This window comes from Halomonas sp. SpR1, assembly GCF_031010175.1.
In the GTDB taxonomy this organism is placed as follows: Bacteria; Pseudomonadota; Gammaproteobacteria; order Pseudomonadales; family Halomonadaceae; genus Vreelandella.
The window spans coordinates 1-20,918 of sequence record NZ_JAUAMB010000017.1; the positions used below are offsets into that span (position 1 = coordinate 1).

Annotated in this window: 14 protein-coding genes; 7 read left to right on the forward strand and 7 right to left on the reverse strand. The window is 55.4% G+C overall.

Annotated features, from left to right (window positions below; genetic code table 11):
- Positions 1-134: 134 nt before the first annotated feature.
- Positions 135-1,466 carry a M20/M25/M40 family metallo-hydrolase gene (locus tag QT231_RS13175; RefSeq protein WP_308337316.1) on the reverse strand — a complete coding sequence of 444 codons (1,332 nt, stop codon included), beginning with the start codon at positions 1,464-1,466 and terminating at the stop codon, positions 135-137.
- Between the two features lie 80 nt (positions 1,467-1,546).
- On the reverse strand, positions 1,547-2,431 hold the full coding sequence (locus tag QT231_RS13180) for a LysR family transcriptional regulator (RefSeq protein ID WP_308337317.1): 885 nt from the start codon (positions 2,429-2,431) through the stop codon (positions 1,547-1,549).
- A 156-nt stretch (positions 2,432-2,587) separates the two neighbouring features.
- On the opposite strand from QT231_RS13180, the gene QT231_RS13185 reads away from it, so the two are divergent.
- The 6 genes from QT231_RS13185 to QT231_RS13210 all read left to right on the forward strand — a co-directional run bounded on the left by QT231_RS13185 (position 2,588) and on the right by QT231_RS13210 (position 10,093).
- A complete protein-coding gene (locus QT231_RS13185) occupies positions 2,588-3,553 on the forward strand; it encodes a TAXI family TRAP transporter solute-binding subunit (protein ID WP_308337318.1) in 966 nt (321 codons plus the stop codon).
- Between the two features lie 21 nt (positions 3,554-3,574).
- Positions 3,575-5,482, forward strand: coding sequence for a TRAP transporter fused permease subunit (locus QT231_RS13190; RefSeq protein ID WP_308337319.1), 1,908 nt, complete (start codon positions 3,575-3,577; stop codon positions 5,480-5,482).
- Complete coding sequence (locus QT231_RS13195; RefSeq protein ID WP_308337320.1) at positions 5,479-6,885, forward strand: acyclic terpene utilization AtuA family protein; 1,407 nt, start codon at positions 5,479-5,481, stop codon at positions 6,883-6,885. Before QT231_RS13190 ends, QT231_RS13195 begins: the two co-directional genes overlap by 4 nt.
- Positions 6,872-7,225, forward strand: a complete 354-nt coding sequence (locus QT231_RS13200) for a hypothetical protein (protein WP_308337321.1) — start codon at positions 6,872-6,874, stop codon at positions 7,223-7,225. Before QT231_RS13195 ends, QT231_RS13200 begins: the two co-directional genes overlap by 14 nt.
- A 118-nt stretch (positions 7,226-7,343) precedes the next feature.
- A complete protein-coding gene (locus tag QT231_RS13205; protein ID WP_308337322.1) occupies positions 7,344-8,567 on the forward strand; it encodes a YbfB/YjiJ family MFS transporter in 1,224 nt (407 codons plus the stop codon).
- A 62-nt stretch (positions 8,568-8,629) separates the two neighbouring features.
- Entirely contained in the window at positions 8,630-10,093 is a 1,464-nt protein-coding gene (locus tag QT231_RS13210) for a sodium-dependent transporter (RefSeq protein ID WP_308337323.1), read from the forward strand.
- 2 nt (positions 10,094-10,095) lie between these two features.
- Here the strand turns inward: QT231_RS13210 and QT231_RS13215 are convergent, their stop codons facing one another.
- The 3 genes from QT231_RS13215 to QT231_RS13225 are packed head-to-tail and all read right to left on the reverse strand — an operon-like array spanning position 10,096 to position 13,038.
- Positions 10,096-11,205 (reverse strand): hypothetical protein, encoded by a 1,110-nt coding sequence (locus QT231_RS13215; RefSeq protein ID WP_308337324.1) that lies wholly within the window; start codon positions 11,203-11,205, stop codon positions 10,096-10,098.
- Positions 11,206-11,247: 42 nt separating this feature from the next.
- Positions 11,248-12,549 carry a Y-family DNA polymerase gene (locus tag QT231_RS13220; RefSeq protein WP_308337325.1) on the reverse strand — a complete coding sequence of 434 codons (1,302 nt, stop codon included), beginning with the start codon at positions 12,547-12,549 and terminating at the stop codon, positions 11,248-11,250.
- A 45-nt stretch (positions 12,550-12,594) separates the two neighbouring features.
- Positions 12,595-13,038 (reverse strand): translesion error-prone DNA polymerase V autoproteolytic subunit, encoded by a 444-nt coding sequence (locus tag QT231_RS13225; RefSeq protein ID WP_308337326.1) that lies wholly within the window; start codon positions 13,036-13,038, stop codon positions 12,595-12,597.
- 328 nt (positions 13,039-13,366) lie between these two features.
- Here QT231_RS13225 and glyA point away from each other — a divergent pair, with 328 nt between their 5' ends.
- Entirely contained in the window at positions 13,367-14,632 is a 1,266-nt protein-coding gene (glyA, locus tag QT231_RS13230; RefSeq protein ID WP_308337327.1) for a serine hydroxymethyltransferase, read from the forward strand.
- An 87-nt stretch (positions 14,633-14,719) separates the two neighbouring features.
- On the opposite strand, the gene QT231_RS13235 is transcribed toward glyA, so the two are convergent.
- Positions 14,720-16,156, reverse strand: a complete 1,437-nt coding sequence (locus tag QT231_RS13235) for a phosphomannomutase (protein WP_308337328.1) — start codon at positions 16,154-16,156, stop codon at positions 14,720-14,722.
- A 168-nt stretch (positions 16,157-16,324) separates the two neighbouring features.
- A complete protein-coding gene (locus QT231_RS13240) occupies positions 16,325-20,875 on the reverse strand; it encodes an ExeM/NucH family extracellular endonuclease (RefSeq protein ID WP_308337329.1) in 4,551 nt (1,516 codons plus the stop codon).
- Between the last annotated feature and the right edge of the window lie 43 nt (positions 20,876-20,918).

Consider the following 20,918-nt stretch of genomic DNA (forward strand, 5'->3'; position numbering starts at 1 on the left):
CAGGGACTGATCTCGATACTGGACGCGGTAAGATGGCTCAAGCGTTCTTCATGAACCGCCGTGGTACGGAACCGTATGCCCGGTGGTGTGAGAGGACAGGGGAGGCGACTCCCCTTCCTACTCGATCGCTTGTTTTACTTTTTGCCTTTCTTCTTGTTTTTCTTACTGTGATTGCTTTGGTTACTTGTTTGGCTTTCGCTACTCTCGTCGTTGTTACCATCATCCTCACTGTCAGGCTTGTCGCTACCTTGGTGAGTAAGCGGGCTCGCCTGGTCTAAGCGCGGGTGGTTATCGAGGAATTCACGCTGCAGATCCGGCAGGCTGTCAAGGGCTTGCAAGGTGTGGGTGAGGGCGTGAATAGCTGCCAGCACATCCTGGGTATGGCCCGTTTCGGAGATGGTGTGCATATTGCGAATTGGGAAGCCAATCGAGGTAGCCGCGCTATCGATAGAGGCCAGTACGCCCGCCATACCATCGGTACCCGTATCCACACCAACAATATCGCGCTGCAGTGGAATGTCCTGCTCTTTAGCGGCAGTGGCGATAATCCGGTTGAGCTGTTCGCTGGCAATCGAGCCCACCGACATGGTGAAGCCTTTGCCCATCTCTAGCGGCTGCATACGCTTGTCGCCGATGCCGGGGGCGGCTACGTAGTCGTGATTTACATCGACGCCAATCAACGCATCCGGCTTCATCTCACCCGCCATCACGCGGCTGCCGAAGCGGCCAATCTCTTCGTAGCTGGCAATTGCAAACAGTACGCGCACGTTTTTGGTGCCGCCTGCTTCCGCAATCAGACGCGCCACCTCGGCGGCGACAAAACAGCCCAGGCCGTTATCCAGGTAGGCACCATAGAAGGTGTTGGGGCTAAAGCCAGGGCGGATAGGGCGGTCAAATATAATTGAATCGCCCGGGCGTACGCCCAGATTCAATACCTGCTGCTTCTTGTTCTCGCCGTGGATCTGTAGATCCAGGTAGATCTGCTCTTTCTTCAGGCCCTTGCTGCCATCGCGCATGGCAGGGTCAGAAAAATGAATGGCGCCCAGCGCTTCTACGGTGCCGCCTTCAATACAGCGATAGCTGCCAGGAGCGTCGGGGTCTTCGCTAAACAGCTTCACTTCATGGCCAATCAGTACGGTAGGCAGGAACGAATCGGTGTTGATCCAAATCTTGCCGTCTTCACCAATTGAGCGCACCTGCATACGGATTTTGTCCGCATGGCCGATGATCATGACCTTAAACATATCGTCGCGGTCTGGGTGGGTGTCCAATACGACGCCCGCATTGCCCTTGAATTGGTGCAAATGCCAGCTTTTGGGGGCAAAGCTTTCAAAATGTGGTTTCAGCACGCCATAGGTCATGGCAGCTTCCAGGCCCACGGGGCTGGGGGCAGCAAGAATATCGCGCATTAGTTTGAACTGCGCGTCGGGCATCGGCTGTGTCCAGGGTTTTGCACTATCGCTCATCGTTGTCGCTCGCTCATTTGAGGTGGATGTTAATCACCTCTAGTCTGCCAGATTCCTACCTCTTGTGTAGAGAAAACCCCTCAGGGGTGATCATGTATTAGTTGACGCAAAGCACTAGTCGCGGCGGAAGGAGGATGGCGACGACTTAATATAATACCTAGCTCACGGCGTATGGTTGGCTCGATCAGAGGGCGGTGTTCAATGCCTTCGGTAGCGATCTGACGAAAGCTGAGCGAGGGTAGTACGCTAATGCCTAACCCTGCCGCTACCATGCGGCCTACCGTGGCGATCTGGCGCGCATCGCATAAAATATCCAACCGCTCTCCTACGCTCTGCATAATACGGTCAATATCCTGCCGTGAGCTGGAAAGGCGATTAATGCCAATAAACGGATACTCAGCCAGTTGTCTCCAGGCCACTGTTGATTGTGCCAGCAGCGGATGCCCGCCGGGGCAAACGGCCACATAGCTATCTTCAAGAACGGGCTCAAACATCAGGTCATCTGCATCGCTTGGCGGCACTGAAAGCCCCAGGTCAGCTCGGCCTTCGCGCACCATCTGATTGATCTGTTCGGCCAACACATCGTGCAGGCTGAGGTTGATGCGCGGATAGGCCTCATGAAAACGCTTAATAACTCGAGGAAACAGACCCGCAGCGAGGGTGGGCAGGGCGGCGACCGTCACCTTGCCACGCTGTTTTGAAAACTGGTCGTTAAGATCCTCAAAAGCTTCATTCCAATCATTCAATAGCCGCACGGCGACCGGCAGAAAGGCTTCGCCTTCCGGGGTAAGGGCAAGCTGGCGGGTAGTGCGAGCAAACAGCGCGCCGCCCACACTCTCCTCTAGTTTGCGCAACGCGATGGAGATCGCCGGTTGGGAAAGGTGTATCCGTTCGCTGGCCTCTGCAAGGCTGCGGGAATGGGCGACGGCAACAAAAACACGCAACTGCTGGATGCTTGGATTCATTTAGAAAGTAAAACATAAATTAAAAACTATTCAATATACAAAATAGAACTGGCAGACCATGCTCTGTTTATCGCATGCAAACAGTGTCGCGATCACCGTTTTTAAGCAAGTCGATCTACAACAACAATTGCTCGCTGAGCGAGCTTCGGAGACACGATGAAAACGCTACTTACTGCCATGGTGGCCAGCGCCACGGTGCTGGCCGCGGCTACCCTTCACGCTGATGAGCGCCTGTTGATTGGTTCCACCTCAAGCTCCTCCAGCCACTACAGCTACTTTGTCGCGGTTAACCAGATTATTAACAACCAAGTCGATGGCGTGAGTTCCTCTGTTGCGGAGACTGGCGCCACGGTGGATAACCTGCGCCGTTTGGGCCGCAATCAAATTGATATGGGGCTGGTAACGACCAACACCGGCTATCACGCCTACGCCGGTGAAGAGGACTTTGAAGGCCGTCCGGTCGATAGCCGCCTGCTATGGGTCTACACCGTAGCACCGCAAAATGCCGTGTTGCGTCAGGATGCGGGCGTGGAAACATTCGCTGAGCTAAACGGCGTACGTTTCAATCCCGGTATTACTGGCTCTGCTACCGAGAAAACCACCGAGGCGGTGATGCGGGCATTAGGCATTGAACCTGACTACGTGCGTGGTTCCACCACCGATATGGTCGACGCCATGAAAGATGGACGGGTGATGGGATCAGTGAAGTCTGGCGTGGGTGAGCGTTTAGACGGCTCCTCCATGGATATTGCTACTTTCACGCCTATCAGCGTGCTATCGCTAAGCGCAGAAGAGGCGGAAACATTACGCACTGAAATGCCTGACGTGGCGATAGTGGATGTGCCGGAAGGGGCAGCAGAGGGTATTCCCGCTTATACCACTTGGGCCTTCGGTGTGGCCGTGCATGCCCACCCGGACATGGATGAAGAGACCGCCTATCAAATCGTCAAAGCCGTGATGGAGAACCCAGAGCCGCAGGTTAATGCGTTTGCGGCCATGCAGGATGCGGATATGGCGAAGATGACCCTGGAGGTAGGCACCGTACCGCTCCATGCCGGCGCTGCGCGCTATTTTGAAGAGCAGGGGCATGACATCCCCGATGCCTTGCAGCCAGTCCAGTAAGGTCAAGCGGAGAAGATGATCATGCGTGAGACACTCACCAAAGGCTTAGCGCTCATATTGGGCGGACTAATCCTTTATACCTCCGCCACTGGGCCATTCGAGAGCTTGATTCAGCGGAGTATCTTTCTCGCGCTGGTTATTCTGCTGGGGCTTGCCGTTTACCCATTAGGGCAAGGCAAGCGCTGGCGACCACTTGGCATCGCTATTGATACCGTGTTGGCGGTTGGCGTGGTAGCCGCCTGCAGCTATGTAGCGCTCAATCACGAACAAATTCTGGTTGAGCTTCCTTGGGCAACACCCCGCGATATGTTGCTGACCGGCGTGCTCCTAGTGGCTATTTTGGAGCTCTCTCGGCGTGCCATAGGGGCTATTTTTCCACTGTTGGTGCTGGTGGGCTTAGCCTATGCGTGGTTAGGAGCCGCTATACCGGGGCCGCTTGGTCATCGGGGCTTCGATCTTTACTACATGACCGAAACCATCTACCTCGGCGATTTAGGCGTGTGGGGCATGCTGGTAGGAGTGGCAGCAACGACGATTGCTGCTTTTGTGCTGTTCGGCTGTTTGCTGCTGCACACCGGGGGCGGCAATACCTTTATGGATTTGGCGCTGCGTATTAGCGGCCGTTCCCCGGGCGGTGCCGCCAAAGTCGCCACGGTGGCGTCCGGGCTATTCGGCATGGTCAGTGGTAGCGCGGTGGCCAATGTGGCGACAACGGGCAACTTCACCATTCCTATGATGAAGCGCTTAAACTATCCACGCCCATTCGCCGCCGGGGTTGAAGCCGTGGCGTCCACCGGTGGTCAAATCGCACCGCCAATTTTAGGTGCTGCGGCATTTATCATGGCGGAAATTCTCGGTGAAAGTTATCTGCGTATTGCCTTGGCGGCCTTGTTGCCAGCGATCCTTTTCTACCTTGGGGTGTTTGTCACCATTCATCTAGTCGCCAAGCGCCGTCAACTGCAGGTAGTGCCTGATGATGAGCTGCCGACTTGGTCTGAAGTGATGCGGCCAGAACGGATTATTCCCATCCTGGCCGCATTAGGCGGGCTGTTTTATGGCGTGCTCAGCGGCCGTTCGATTCAGATGTCAGCGTTTTACGGCATTTTAATGACGGTACTGACCTTTATACCTTTTGCTCTGCTGTCGAAAATGCCTCTGCGCGAGATTGTTGGCAAGCTGGTGGCGGGCTTGGTCGATGCAGGCAAAGGCATGGTGATTATCGGCGTGCTGCTTGCCGGGGCGCAGATTCTGGTCGCGATGATAGGAATGACCGGAATAGGTGTGACACTAGCAAGTTTGATCGTCACGGTAGGCGGAGAATCGCTGTTCCTGGTGGCCTTCATCGTGGGTGGTGTCTGCTTGATCCTGGGCATGGGGATTCCCACTACGGCGGCCTATGTGCTGGTGGCGTCGGTACTGGCCCCTGCGCTTACCGCCATAGGCGTGGAGCCACTGATTGCCCACCTGTTTGTTTTTTACTTCGCCACACTATCGGTGATTACACCGCCCGTTTGTATTGCGGTCTTTGTGGCTTCAGGTATTGCCGATACCAACTGGCTGCCTGCTGCCGTGGAATCGGTGCGCTTGGCGGCGGCTATCTACGTGATTCCTTTCTTGCTGTTGATCTATCCGGCTTTAGCAGGCTTTGGCACCGCTATCGATATTGCGTTGGCTAGCTGCCAAGGCGTGGTGTTCGTAATGGCGTTTGCCGCGCTGATGAGTCGCGTAGCGATGACCGGCAAACGCGTCATTGACGTGGTGGCGTTGGTGATCGTGGTTGCGCTTGCACTGACGCCCGGTTGGCTCTCCACGCTAGCCGCGCTGATGCTCATTATTGGGCTGTTTATTCGCCGTCGTGCGCTGTTGGATGACGAGCCTGCACCCTCTAGTGACCCCCAAACCCTTCAGGCCAAGGAGACGCAGCTATGAGCTTTTTATTAGGCAGTGGCGCAGGCTTCTCAGGTGACCGCACCGATGCGGCGGTGGCGGTGGTGGCCGAATTAATCAAGCGTCAGCAGCCCTCTGCCTTAGTGTTTGAAACCCTGGGGGAGCGTACGCTGGCGGCGGCCCATCGGGCCATGCGCGACGACCCCGAAAGTGGGTTCGAGCCGCTGCTAGAAGAACTGTTGGCGCCAGTACTTCGGGACTGTCTGGATCACAATATTAAAGTTCTAGGTAACTTTGGCGCGGCCAACCCAGCCGGTGCTTGTCAGGTTATCGCCGATTTGGCTACTCAGCTTGGGCGCGCGGACGTACGCATCGCCCAAGTGCACGGCGATGATATCCGCCAGCGGCTGCATAGCTTGGATTTACAGCGTTGGGAAGCTGAGCGGCTTGATATGCCGGATGATGATGCTTTGATTTCAGCTAACGTTTACTTAGGAGCAAAGGCGCTTTGTGAGGCGTTGGCCATGCAAGCTGAGGTGGTGGTCACTGGGCGAGTCGCTGATCCGGCACTGTTTTTAGCCCCGCTGATGCACCACTTTAATTGGCGCTGGGACGATTGGGATCGCCTAGCCTGCGGCATGATGGCCGGGCACCTGGCCGAGTGTGGTGCACAGGTGAGCGGTGGCTATTTTGCAGATCCTGGCTTTAAAGACGTGCCGGGGCTCGCTACCGTGGGCTACCCGATTATCGAAGTAGAGCAGGACGGCAGCCTGATCATCACCAAGCCTGCTAATACCGGCGGCTGTGTGACTGAACAAACGGTGAAAGAGCAGTTACTTTATGAAGTCCACGACCCTGCTAATTACCTGACCCCGGATGTCACAGTGGATCTCTCCCAGGCTGAAGTGCGCCAGCTCTCGCCCAATCGCGTAGCGGTAACGGGTATTCGCGGTAAGCCTGCCCCTGAACGGTTAAAAACCACAGTGTGCTACGAAGGTGGCTGGCAGGGCGAAGCGGAAATCTCCTACGCCGGGCCCAATGCGTTAGCTAGAGCACAGCTCGCTGCGCAGGTACTGCGCGAACGGCTCGTGTTTCGTGCCCCCGCCGAGCTACGTACCCGCTTGGATATTATTGGCCTGGCCAGCGTGTTTGATGGTGACAGCGGTGAACTGCAGTGCAGTGCACCGGCTACCATCAGTGGCGACTATAGACTGCGATTAGCGGCTGAGCACAGTGAACGGCGCTGGGTGGCACGCGCTACACAAGAGCTGTTAGCGCTTTACTGCGCCGGGCCAGCAGGTGGCGGTGGGGTACGTCGGCAGTTTCAGCGGCGTGTCTTTACCGCCTCTTATTTGGTGAAGCGTAGTGATATTCATGCCTATGCCAACCTGTTCGAACCGTTGGCGCTCGGGGAGCGTAGGAGTGAATGCGATGCAGCAAGTTGAACACACGCAAACGGCGGTGCGCCCGCATGCCTCAGCCACCCTTCATCAATTAGCCCACGCACGGGCGGGTGACAAGGGTGAGCGCCTGAATGTGGCACTGTTTGCCTATGACCCAGCCCACTACGCGACCTTGCTGGAGCAGGTCACCGAGGAGCGGGTGCTGGCGCTGTTTGCCCACCGTGGTGCCAGCCGGGTGAGGCGTTATCCATTGCCTAATTTGGCAGGCATGAACTTTGTGATTGATGATGTGCTGGAAGGCGGTGTTAATGGCGCGCTTAATTTGGATGGGCATGGCAAAACGCTGTCGTTTTTGTTGTTAAGCCTGGAGGTGAATATTTAGCCAGACCCACGACTTAGGTGGTCATGACGGGCTGCTCGAAACTCCTTACTATGCGGTTAATGCATAAAACAATAATTAACCGCCACGCTATATGTAAAGGTGTTTAAGGAGCAATTCCATGGCCCCACCCACGCTAGGTTCTCGGCGCTTTAAAGTGCTACTGGCGGGCGTTTTCAGTCAGATATTGTGCGTTGGCGTCGCCCGCTTTGCCTATACGCCGTTATTGCCGGTCATGCAGCAGCAAACCTGGATGGGTGACGCCGATGGCGGTTGGCTGGCGGCACTCAATTACGTGGGCTATATGCTGGGTGCTGTGCTGGCAGCCTGTATACGTAGTATCCATATCAAAGATACCCTGTACCGTATTTGCTTGGTCCTGGCCGTTCTCACGACGGCCGGCATGGCATTGACCGAACACTTTTGGCTCTGGGCGGGGCTGCGCTTGTTGGCGGGCTTTTCGAGCAGCGGCGCGATGCTGTTGGCCTCGGGGCTGATTCTTCACTGGTTGATTCAGCACCGCCTGCGCGGTGAGCTGGGGATTCATTTTGCCGGGCTCGGTCTTGGCATTGTCGTTGCGGCCGTCGCCGTTGAGTTGATGCTGGCGCTGTCGTTGAACTGGCAAGTGCAGTGGTGGGGATTTAGCCTGCTTGGCGCGGCGTTGCTCGTGCCCGCCTGGCGCTGGCTGCCCCGCCCGTCGACTGATAGGCCTGGTGCCGGCGGGCACAGTAATGTCGCGGTAAAACCACCCACGCGAACCTTTATGCGCTGGATGCTGGCCGCCTATTTCTGCGCGGGGTATGGCTATGTGATCAGCGCCACCTTCATCGTCGTGATTGTGGAGCGCGAGCCGCTGTTGGCAGGTGCCGGTAATTGGACCTTTGCGTTGGTGGGCTTGGCAGCGGCCCCTGCGGTCATACTGTGGGATCTTGTGGCACGGCGAATCGGTTATTTGGGCGCGCTGATACTGGCAATGAGCCTACAGGTTATCGGCATTATTCTGCCCGCCATAACGGCGAATCTAGCCGCGGTGCTGTTCAGCGCGGTACTTTACGGCGGCACTTTTCTTGGCTGCGTCAGCCTGGTCCTGACCATGGCGGGTAGGCTCTATCCTTCCAGTCCCGCGCGATTAATGGGGCAGATGACGCTGGCATACGGCGCCGCCCAAATAGTCGCCCCGGCGTTAACCGGCATGTTGGCGGAAGCTACTGGCCACTATGGCGTTGGGCTATGGCTTGCGGGTGGCTTTGTGACCCTCGGTGCAGTGCTGCTGGCCTGCCTGCGCAAGGTAGACCAAACTGCCCAACGCTTGGATGCCGCTGCCAAAACCACGGTTTACGCTTAGTGGGCATTGTCCGTGAAATCCTTTAGGATAAGTGCCTTTTTTCTAACAGGATAACGACACAAATGACCACTTCTGGGCAACCTCGCACTCAGTGGCTAGGCCGTTGGGGCTTTCTGTTGGCCGCCACCGGCTCGGCGGTGGGGCTCGGTAATATCTGGAAATTCCCCTACATGACCGGGGAGTTTGGCGGCGGCGCCTTCGTGCTGGTTTATTTGGCGTGCATTTTTGCCGTAGGCGTGCCAGTGATGATGGTCGAAATCGCCTTTGGGCGACGTGGGCGCGGTAGCCCGGTGGATGCCATACGGCGCGTGGTCAATGAATCTGGCCGCTCGTCGGCCTGGTCGTTGATTGGCTGGATGGCCATGCTGTGTGGCTTTATGATTTTGTCGTTTTACGTGGTGGTCGCGGGCTGGTCGTTTTCCTATTTATGGAAAATGCTCACCGGCGGTTTGGCGGGCAGCAGCGTCGATGAGATGGCCGCCGTGTTTGGTGCCAACAACGCTAATCCGCTGAATCTCGGCTTCTGGAGTACGCTCGTTACGCTGGCCACTATGCTGATTGTGGGCAAGGGGGTTCAGCAAGGGATTGAGAAAAGCGTCAGCTGGATGATGCCGGGTCTGGTCATTATGCTGGTAGTGCTGATCGGTTTTGGCATGTTCTCCGGTGGCTTTGGTGCGGCGGTGAGCTTCCTGTTCTCGTTCAAGGCGGGCAGCCTCTCGAGCGAAGGCACGTTGGCAGCGCTTGGCCATGCATTTTTTACCCTCTCGCTGGCCTCCGGGGCGATTCTTACCTATGGCAGTTATCTACCTAAAGGCGCCTCGATTGGCCGCACCACGGTCAGTGTGGCGGTGGCGGATACCGTTGTTGCATTGATGGCGGGGCTGGCGATCTTCCCGGTCATTTTTGCCAACGGCATGGATCCCAGCGAAGGTCCTGGGCTGATCTTTATGAGTCTGCCACTGGCCTTCCAGGCGATGCCGCTGGGCACGCTGTTTGGCATCCTGTTCTTCCTGATGCTCTCCATGGCCGCATTAACCTCCTCGATCTCTATGGTCGAAGCCACGGTTTCCTGGCTGTGTGATAACAGAGGCATCTCGCGTTCGGCTGCCTCCTGGGGCACCGGTATTGTGCTGTGGGTGATCAGTACTCTCGCGATGCTGTCGTTTAACCTGGGGGCGGAGTGGACATTGGCCGATAAGAATTTCTTTGACTGGCTGGATTACCTCACATCGCGTTGGATGATGCCGCTGGGCGGCCTGGGCATGGTGGTTCTGGCTGGGTTTGTAATAAAAAGTGATGCTTTCCGCGAGGAGCTCGGGCTGGACCCTGTGCCTTATGCGCTGTGGCTGGCCATGGTGCGTTACGTTAGCCCGCTCGGTATTGTGGTGATTTTTGTCGATGCTCTGGGGGTATATCAGGTTTCGTTTGCCACCCATTGGCCGTGGCTATTGGCGATTCTGGTCGCCATGGTGGCGCTTGGCGAAACCCTAACCCCACGGCTGCGCCACGCACTGAAGGGGGCGTAATACTACGGTACCTGCCCCGATAACAAACGCTGCTGCTGAGCTTTTACCTCATCGCTACGTAGCGGCGTTTGGCAGGTGGCAAACACCTCCTCTAAAAAACGCTTGCGCGAACCACGGTAAGTGCCGCTGAGAAGGGCGGCCTGGGTAAGTACATTGAGCAGCGTTTGGCGCTCAGGGTCACTGAGCTGCGCATACGCTTGCTGGGTGGTTGGCCAATCCACCTCAAGGTTTTGTGGCTGATCAGGCAGGCTGTTCAGTAGGCGGGCAAGTAGCAGCACCAGGTTCGGGTGAGGGTGCTGGTTGCGCATAATCAGTTCTCCTACGCCCTGGGCCACCAACCGGCGTAAATGCGCGTCACTCTCTTTCAGCGTTGCCATTAAATGTGTCACCAGGGCGGGCCCGCGAGCCTGCAAGTAAGCTTCTTGAATAATACGCGCGGCAATCCACGCGTTCCAAACGGCGTATAGCGGGCCGGTTAATAGGGGTAACAAGCCGCGCAGTGTGAGTCGCCCCAATAGCCGACGCAGCAGTACACGCAGTAGAAAACTGCTTAAGCTGATTTTTAAGCGATATAGCAGTGCTCTAAGTGTCAGCTTCCAGCCATGCAGGTAGGCGTGGGGGTCTACGCCATAAATAAGACTACCAGGGCTGGGGTACTCCAGCGCCGACCGGGAAACGCCGTGAACGGTCAACTGAATATCGGGTTCAAGCGTATCTGTTTGGCCGTAGCGTAGGCCCGCCAAACGGGTAATGCTCGCCACGCCGCGCAGCGCATTCCAGTATAAAAAGCCGATTTCCAGAGCGGTAACCAAGCCAGCGACGGCCAGATAGCCGCCCCAGTAGGGGAGTTGCTCCCTAAGGCTCATGGCTTCCCAGTGGCTGGTGGCAAACTCACGCATCCACCATTCGGCGCAGCCAATCAGCGTGCCGGAAATCAAACCAGCGAGCGCTGCCCAGGTGATGATCCATCGCCGTGCCCGTTTCAGGGCCTGCGGGTCGGGGGAGTCAAGTGCTGGATGGCGGCGTAAATAGCCCTGTACATAGTGGCTAGCCCAGCGCTGCGCTAGGTCGGGGGCTGGGGCGTACTCTTTATCTGGCCGAGTGAGGGACATAACAACAGCGGTTCCTGCGCATTGGGTCTTCCAGGGTAGCGGTTAGGGTCGTGAAGTACACCCATGAATAGCGCCGGGGTGAGTGCCTACTTTCATAAGTTCATCCCAACGCGTGGTATAGCGGTCTGAGCGATGGGCGCAGCGTAACTGCCAGGCGGCTGGCGCATTCGTCATGCCAAAGCTGATCGTGCCCTGCCCCAAGCGCTGGTTGATTTGATCAATGGTTGCCATCAGCAACGGGTGGCGGTCTCGGGCAGGTTGATGCAGTAACGACATTTGGTACTGTTCGGCGTCCACTAAATCCAGCAGCATCACACCGGCTTTCATAAATTGGTAACGGGGGCGATGAATCTGCTCAAGCCCTTGGCGAACGGCATCCAGGATCACCCGGGTGTCGTCACTGGGTGAGGGCAGCGGTATCAATGCATTGGGATTATATTGCAACTGATCGTGGCGATGGCGGTTAGTGTTGAGAAATACCATCACCGCACGGGCTAAACTGCGCTGCTCGCGCAGTTTTTCAGCGCTGCGCTGGGCGTGACGACGCAGCGCGTTATGCACCTCTGCAAACACACCGGTCGGTTGACCGAAGGAGCGGGAGGTCATAATGCGTTCCCGGGGCTTATCTAGCGCGTTCATCGCCAAACAGGGTACGCCGCGTAGCTCAAGCGCCGTACGTGCTAGCACCACCGAGAAGCGTTTGCGGAGCTGTTTTTCATTGCTTTCACGCAAGTCCCAGGCGGTGTTAACGCCGCCAATGGCCAAGCGCTCGGCAAGCCGGTGGCCGACGCCCCACACGCTGCCTACCGGTGTGCGTTTGAGCAACGCCTGCGTGGTGTGATCCTGTCCATTAAGCAAGCAAACGCCTTGGTAGAGAGGGTCTTGCTTGGCAAGGTGATTGGCCAGTTTGGCGAGCGTATGCGTGGGTGCCAGCCCAATACACACTGGCAAGCCCAAGTGGCGGCGTATACGCTGGCGCAGGTGGCGACCCAGCGCCTCACATTGCCTGCTGGTAAAGCCTTCTAAATAGACGAACATCTCATCTATTGAGTAGGGCGCCACCTCCGGGCAGGCATCACGTAGTAGTTGAGTCAGCCGCCCCGACATATCGCCGTAGAGCTCGTAATTGGAGGAGAGCAGGTGAATCTCGCCGCGCTGGCGTAGCCCTTCAAGCTTAAAGGCTGGCGTGCCCATGGGAATATCCAGCGCTTTCAACTCCGCGGAGCGGGCGATCACGCAGCCGTCGTTGTTTGACATCACCCCAACAGGCCTGCCTTCCAGCGCCGGCTGAAAAATCCGCTCGCAGCTTACATAGAAGTTGTTGGCATCGATTAGACCGATCATCGCCACTCCTCATCTCGAATAGGCGAGTTAGCGCAAAGAAGCATGTCAACGTACATACTCGTGCACGACAGCACGCACTACGCCCCATAGCTGGCAGTCGCTGCCTTCAAGAGGCAGCGGCGGATAGTCTGGGTGACCCGAACATAGATGCGGCGTGCCCCGGTAAAGCGCGTAGCGTTTAATCAACGCCTCGCCCTCCAGCATAGCGATCAAAATATGGCCCAGGCGTGGTTCTATACTGCGATCAACAATCAGCAGGTCGCCTTCAAAAATACCCCAGCCTTCCATGCTGTCGCCGGTGGCGGTGACATAGAACGTCGCGGTGGGGTTTTTAACCAGCCGTGTGTTGAGATCCAGCGTGCATGGCTCGTAATCCTGAGCAGGCGAAGGAAAGCCGCTAAAACCAGCGCGGCCCAGAAAAGTTAAATAAGGCAGCGGCTGAGAAGTTAACGGCAAGTCTGGCGGAAAGTGAGCTGACTGGCCCGGCATCGTTGGCATCCTGGCTGATATTGATATGTATAAATATACAGTATTTAGTTTTGAGAAAGAAAATGCAAGCGAGTCAGCCGGCGTTCACTAAAAGCCTCGCAAATCGCGGGTTGAAGCACCCTACCAAAAGGGCTGCAAGCCCCCCGCACTCTTGTCAAGCTGGCAGCCCGGACATTTGCGAGCTGAAGCTACCAACGTTTAATCACTCAAGATGAATATGGCTCATTAACAACCTGACGCGGATGCGATGAAAGTCGCGTCAGGCTGCGTTATGATAGCTCCCTCGCTTCTCCCATGATGATCCTTTCTCGTTACGAGGTTCCTGCCGATGTTCAGCCGTGATATGACAATTGCCGGATTCGATGATGTGCTGTTTGATGCCATGCAGAAAGAGGTGGCGCGCCAGGAAGCCCACATCGAACTGATCGCTTCCGAAAACTACGCCAGCCCCCGCGTACTTGAAGCTCAGGGCAGCCAGCTGACCAACAAATACGCCGAAGGCTATCCCGGCAAGCGCTACTACGGTGGCTGTGAATTCGTCGATATCGCTGAGAACCTGGCCATCGATTACGCCAAAGAGCTATTCGGCGCTACCTACGTGAACGTTCAACCCCACTCGGGTTCGCAAGCTAACAGCGCGGTGTTCCAAGCGCTCGTTAAGCCCGGCGATACGATTTTAGGCATGAGCCTGGATGCAGGTGGCCACCTAACTCACGGTGCCAAACCTAACTTCTCGGGTAAGCACTACAATGCCATTCAGTACGGCTTGAATGAGCAAGAGCTGATCGATTACGAGCAAGTGGCCCAGCTTGCCCGTGAGCACAAACCCAAAATGATCATCGCCGGCTTCTCAGCCTATTCACAAATCGTTGATTGGGCCAAATTCCGCGAAATAGCCGACGAAGTGGGTGCTTACTTACTAGTCGATATGGCCCACGTCTCAGGTCTGGTTGCCGCAGGCGTTTACCCCAGCCCCTTGCCCCATGCCCACGTGGTCACCTCCACTACGCATAAAACTCTGCGCGGTCCCCGCAGCGGCGTGATCCTCTCAGCGGAAAACGACGCTGATATTGAGAAAAAGCTGCAGTCAGCGGTTTTCCCCGGTGGTCAGGGCGGTCCCTTGATGCACGTCATTGCCGCTAAGGCGATCTGCTTTAAAGAAGCCATGGCGCCGGAGTTCAAAACCTACCAGCAGCAGGTAGTTAAAAACGCCAAAGCCATGGCGAAAGTGTTTATTAACCGCGGTTACGATATTGTCTCTGGTGGCACCGAAGACCACCTCTTCCTGCTTTCACTGATCAAGCAGGGCGTAACAGGTAAAGATGCCGATGCGGCTTTGGGTCGCGCCCATATCACCGTGAACAAGAATGCTGTGCCTAACGACCCGCAAAGCCCGTTTATTACCTCTGGCCTGCGTATTGGCACTCCGGCGGTGACCACCCGCGGCTTCGCTGAGCAGGAGTGTACCGAGCTAGCAGGCTGGATCTGTGACATTCTGGATGTACTGGCCAAAGGCGAAGATACCAGCACCATCGAAGCCCAGGTGCTGGATAAAGTAGCCGAAGTTTGTGCGCGGCTGCCGGTTTATAAGTAAGCAGCTGTAACACTACTCCTTGGCTAAGGATAGCCCAAAGAACGGGTGGCCCATTAGGGTCACCCGTTCTTTGTTGGGTATATGCGGCTAGTTCAGTTTGTTGAGCGCAGCCAAACTCAGTTTTACCAGTGCCGATGCCTCTGCTTGCGAAGCTGATTCACTATAGCAGCGCAGCTCCGGCGCATTGCCAGAGGGGCGAAGATGCACAATATCGCCATTTTCAAGCGTGGCTCTTAGTCCATCGATACTGTTCACCGATGAGATGCGAGACTGAAGCCCTAACGTTTGCTGCATTAGCTCAGGTGAAGCCTGCCATTCGGTCAGCATCGCATGGCTTTTCTCTGTGGCGAAACCCTTGAGCCGGTCACTCGCCGTATAGCGAGCAGGTAAGTCAGCGATTAATCGCGAAAGGCTAACCCCACGTTGGGCGGCCATCACCATCAAAGTAAGAGCGGGTAGTAGCGCATCGCGGGTGGGCAGCGCGGCTAACTGACGGCCTTCGCTCTCCAGTCTGCTTCCCAATAGAAAACCGCCGTTGGCTTCAAACCCAGCCACTCGAGCAAACCGTTCACTGAGCTTAGCCATACTGTCCAACACATAAGGCGAACCAATGCGCGTGCGCTCAACTCGCTGAAAGGCACCGCAAGCCTCAATCGCCGTATTGCAGCTGACCGGTACTGCCAGCGCTTCGATTCCCAATGCGCGAGCGCAGAGTAAACCAACGATATCGCCACGCTGCCATGTACCCGTTTCATCCCCCAGTAATGGGCGATCACCATCACCATCAGTAGAAAATAGGGCCTGTAACTGGTGCTGGTTTGCCCAGGCACGCCCTTGGGCCTGATCTTCGTCGCTAACGGCTTCGGTATCTACGGGAACAAAAGCCTCACTGCGGCCCAGTACCACGACATCCGCACCTAACTCGCTCAAAATATGCGCGCTTAAATCGCGGCCTGCAGCAGAGTGTTGGTATAAACCTACCCGCCAACCCTTTAATGGCTCACCTGGAAACCATGTAGTGAAGCGCTGGGAGTATGCCTTATTAGCCGCTTCAGAGACTTCGCTGCGCGTTGGCGGAGGTAGTGTAGGCATCGCTGCCTCGGCATTAAGAATGGCGGTTTCATCAGCTTTGGTGATCTCGCCGTCGGGGCGGTAAAACTTGATGCCGTTCCGGTTAAACGGAATATGGCTGCCGGTAATCATGATGCAGGGTACGCCATCTTCCATCGCCTTTAACGCCAGAGCGGGCGTTGGCAATATGCCGTAATCATCCACCTCCACTCCCATTGCATGGGCCGCGCTGGTGCAGGCAGCAGCCATCGCGGGGCTGCTGGGACGGCGATCCATTCCCAGCGCAATACGCGCCACCGGGGAGGAGGCTCTCAGGGCGGTAATAAACGCCACGGTGAAGGCCGCACATACCTCATCGGTAAACTGTTCTACCAGCCCTCGCGCGCCGCTGGTGCCAAAAGCAATGCCGCTGTCATTAATAATTGCGGTAGTGGAACGCACTGAGCTCAACATGTATCTCCTGAAAAAGGTGTCTGCAGTGAGTTTAACATTCTGCTAGGGAAGTACGATGGAACACTGCGTGGTCACTAGCGAAAACTAACGTCTGCTAGGCAAAACTTAGCGCCATTAAAAAAATGGCCTCTGCAAGCGGAGGCCATTCTCTCAAGTCAGTCCGTTTAATTAAGCGTCAGCAAGGCCCAAATTTAGGCCTACTAAGATAGGATCATGGTCTGAGCTGCGAAATGCATCATTGGCATATAGGTTGTCATCCTGACGGTCGTTGGTGAAGTCGGTGTTGTAGTCCAACGCCGGTGCCTCATCCGCATTGATGTGCCAGGTCGTGGTTCCGGTGACTTGGCCTGCCAGAGATTCACTGGCTAACGCATGATCCAAAGAGCCCCAGAAGCCATCAAAGACGTAGCTGTAATCATCGTCAAGCAAATCATAGCCAGCGTCCGTCAGTGTCGTAATGGGGTCTTCCATGGCATAAGCATTCAAGTCGCCAAGAATCAGCACATCGCTGTCATCGCTACCGGTGGGTTTGGTGCCTAGCCATTCAAGCAACTCCTCTGCGGCCTTAATACGGGTAGGATTATTATTCGCTTGGCCATCGCCAATGGCATCTTCGCCGTTAACCACACTGCCCTTGGACTTAAAGTGGTTCACGACGACAGAGAATTCCTCCCCATCGCCATCTACAAAGGTTTGCATCACTGGAGCACGGTTTGCAGTGACGAAAGCACCATCGGCTTTAGTCGCAGCGGCGCCAGCAGGTGTTACTGCCTGACTGTTGTAGATTACCCCAACCGCAATGGCATCATCCCCAGGGCTAATGGGATTACCATTCTTATCTTCGGGAACGCTGTAAGCCCAGGTGACCCCCTGAATGTTTTTAGCCTGCACATCTGCATTAAGCGCATCTACCAGCGCGGCAATAGCACTATCGTCTCCATAGCCGTTGTTCTCTATTTCCATGAGACCCACGACATCTGCACCGCTACTATTGATTGCCGCCACGATCTTGGCTTCCTGACGAGCAAACTCCTCGACATTGTTGGCTCCACGCGGATCATGCAGAGTGCCATTTAAGGTTTCTGTTTTATTGCCGTTCTCATTCAGAGTAGTGAAGTAGTTCAGAACGTTGAATGAGGCAACCGTAATATCGGCGTCACCCAGGACATCTGTGTCAGGTGTAGCGGGGCGTGCCGGGCCGGTAAAGCCCAGACCCTCGACGTTTTGGACTTTCCACTCTTCGAAGTTGTAATCAAGTACACCTTCGAGTACTTGCAGCTCATCACCACCGCGCAACGGATTAGTGGCAGAAAGCGCCTCACCGTTTCTGCCATAAATAATCGGGTCTGGATTTTGCGCTGAGTTCGCGTCATCGATCTTGATGGTGCGCGCTGCGGCGTCTTCAAGCCAGGCGCTATAGCCTGCTACGTCAGGCTCGTTGACTTCCGTGAACTGTTCTAAACGGCCACCCGATGAAAGCGTGACTTCGCCGTAGCGGCCTAGCTCATAAAGCTCGGTGACCACCAAAGGTTCGCCATCCAGCGCTTCGATAGCAACGCGCATACCTTCAAAGGCTTCCAGGCCCTGCTGGTCGGTAAACGGCATGATGACGCGCTGGCTTGCCGGCAAGGCCATATCATTAGCCAGTACCTCCAGGCTATCGCGCGCGGCGGTTAACTGGGTTTTCTTGAAATACTCTGAGACCTCGCCGCTAATGCGAATCTGATCACCGGCCGTAAGCTGTTCCAACCACTCACCACTGCCGTTACCTGCATATACAAAGATGCCTTCTGATGTCTCTGCATTATCGTCGTTATCGCTATCTTCCTCTTGAAGGAAGAAGCCATCCAGGCCGGGGGTTACCATGGTGACAATGGCTTCAAGCGTCACTTCTTCACCTGTCATGGGGCTGGCATCTTCCTCACCCTGCACAGAAGAAATAAGCGTAATATCCACATGTGGCTCATTAGCCAGACCGGGTGATGCCACGGCGGGGACATCGCCATTATCGCCGCCCAACGCATCAGAGCTGAACGCCCCGTTACTTTGAGTGGTGGTAAATGCCTGTAAATCTACATCCCATGAGGCAGCGTCAAACCCATCGGTATCTGGATAGGCTTCCAACGCCACTTGGTTGCCGTCAACACGCGGGTCGCCTTGCCATAGGGTTACGGCATCGCCACCACCGCCCAGGCCAGAAGCGTCCTCAGCATAACCAATTTTTAGGCTATCGATATTGTGTAAGTTGCTCCACGCTGAACGAAACTCTGCGACTGATTCGGCGTTGCCATCCACCATGACAATTGCCGATTCTCCCGGAGCAAGTGATGTTAATCCTTGAATTTCAACAGCATCCATAGGGTCGGCGCTGTCATCATCGTAATAAAGCGACTGAGTAGTGAAATCCAGCGTTTCGTTAGAGCGGTTGTTGATCTCGAACCAGTCTTCCGTAATATCGGTGCCGCTTTGACCTGACCAAATCTCAGTGATAGCTAGTCCAATATCGCGCTCATCGGGTACATAAGGCGCTTTCATTGTGCCCAGTTGGAACTTGGTCGTTGTATTAGCAGGTAATGCACCATACTCAAACGACCAGTTTTCCGGGGCGCCGATGGCGCTTAAGAGCTCATCCGCCGTACCGAAACCATCGCCGCTAAAGGCGGCGTTGCGGGCACTGCCAACGGCCACCGCCGTTACACCCTCTTCGAGGCCAGTAGGAAGTGCGGAGTTGTTGGAGGAGTTGGCGGTGTTCTGCCACTCATCGCTATTGGTTTGCACAGCGTAGATAAACGTAGGGTTGCTAGCCTTGCCAACGAATGCAAGCACCTGATCACCGCCGACCGAAAGATTGAAACCATTGTTGCCCACATCGCTACCGTTAGCTGTGGTGAATTGCTCAGAGTCCGCTGTGTAAGTGATCACGGTGCCGGCAGCGACACCGCCTTCTGGCGCTGTCCACTTCACGGCACCTTCACTAGCGCGAAAGGCATCGCCTACCCAGCCTGAATCGGTAAAGGTAATTTCCGCACCTTCGCTGATACCCTGTAACGTCACAAACTGAAAGGTTTTTTCACTACCACTGACCGACGTAACCGCGATATCACCGGCTTGAGGTACCCAATCAGGCAAATTAAACTCAATATCAGTGCTGATAAAGCGCTGCTGTTCAGCGGGCAGATCCTTAGACTCTTGGCCATCGTCCAACCAGTCCACCGTACCGCTATCAAACAGCACACTGGCGATAACACCCGCCTCTGTGACGGAAACATCAAAAAGTGATTCCGGCTTCGCCGTCAATGCGTCCGGTAGCGTATTGAGATCCGGCCCATTAATTTCACGAACGGCATGAGCGCCATCCCATAGGTAAAGCCCAAAGCCAATGTCCTCCGAGTCATCTACCGGGCCTGCCAATATCAGATAACCCTCATCGCCAGCAGGCTCAATAGAGCGCACCGCGCGGCCATCCAGGTCTAAACGCAGGGGGTCGCCAAAGGTTGCTTCACTAGTCTCACCGGCGACCAAGGCAATAGCGTTCTCTACCGGTATTAATTGTGCAAAGCCGTTATCCAGCGGCGCGCGTAGACCCAGATAAAGGGAGTCGCCGATAAACGTAGCGCCCTCAACATTGATACCTAGTGAAAGGCCAAGCGCATTTTCACCCAATCCATGACCATCATTGGCATCCCAGTCATTAAGCTGGCTGGCTAAATCAGTAAATTGTCCTGTTACCTGGATATCCAAATTATCAGCGTTATCGCCAGTGACTTCAGTGGCAAAAATCATTGAGCGCTGGCTGCTCTCATGAGAGCCAATCCAATACTGAGTACCCTGATAAGTGGCAACTGCTTCCAGGTCGGCTTCTTGAGTTTCATTAAGCCCCAGTGCATCGTTTAGATTGATTTCCGCTAGTGGGCCATCATCGCTGTCGCGCTCATAAAGGCGAAGTACTTGGTCTTCGTCATCTGCTACCAGCATTAACCCTTCACCCACGGCAATCGCCGCTGATGCGTCAGAGGTGCCTGAGTGGTAGCGCTCTCCCAGGTTAAAAACTGGGTTGCTTGGCTCAGGTTCGCCAGGATTGGTTGGTTCTGTTGGTTCTGTTGGTTCTGTTGGCTCGGCAGGAGCTGCTGGCTCCTCTAACTCACTCTCAAGCCGCTCAATATAGCGATTCAGTAGTGACTCAGCGTCGTCCGCGCTGGAGCCATCACCCATCAGCGGAGCTAATACCCGAGCAGGTTGATGTTCAATGCTTTCGTTGTTGTTAAAAAATGCTGCAGCAAGCTCCTCGCGCGGCAGCCCATTAGCAAGTAGTTCTGACCAGTATGCTAACCCTTCGGGGTCAGGCTCACGGTTAACAGCGTCAGCATAGAGCCGAGTTAGCCAAGTGGTATCATTTAAGTTGGAAACGCTGCTTTCAAACTCATTAGATGATTGGAAACTATTTGAAATATCTTCTAATGCTAAGCTGTTGCGATACTCGTTGATCCAGTACGCGAGGCCTGCGGGATCAGCCGTACGTAATAAGTGAACACCATAGAGCGTAATAATAGGCTGAATTTGCAGCTGAAATTCATTGCTTGCCACGATAGCGTTAACAATGGTTGTTACGTCGGTAGTTCCGCTCTCTAGGGCGGTAGCCCAATAATTAGCGCCAGCTTCATCCGGCTCACGCAACAAAATATCGCGATATAACGTAGAAACAAGCTCAAAATTGGTCATTTAACCAGCCCTCATAGAGTGAATAGAAAGGTCGAACTTATTA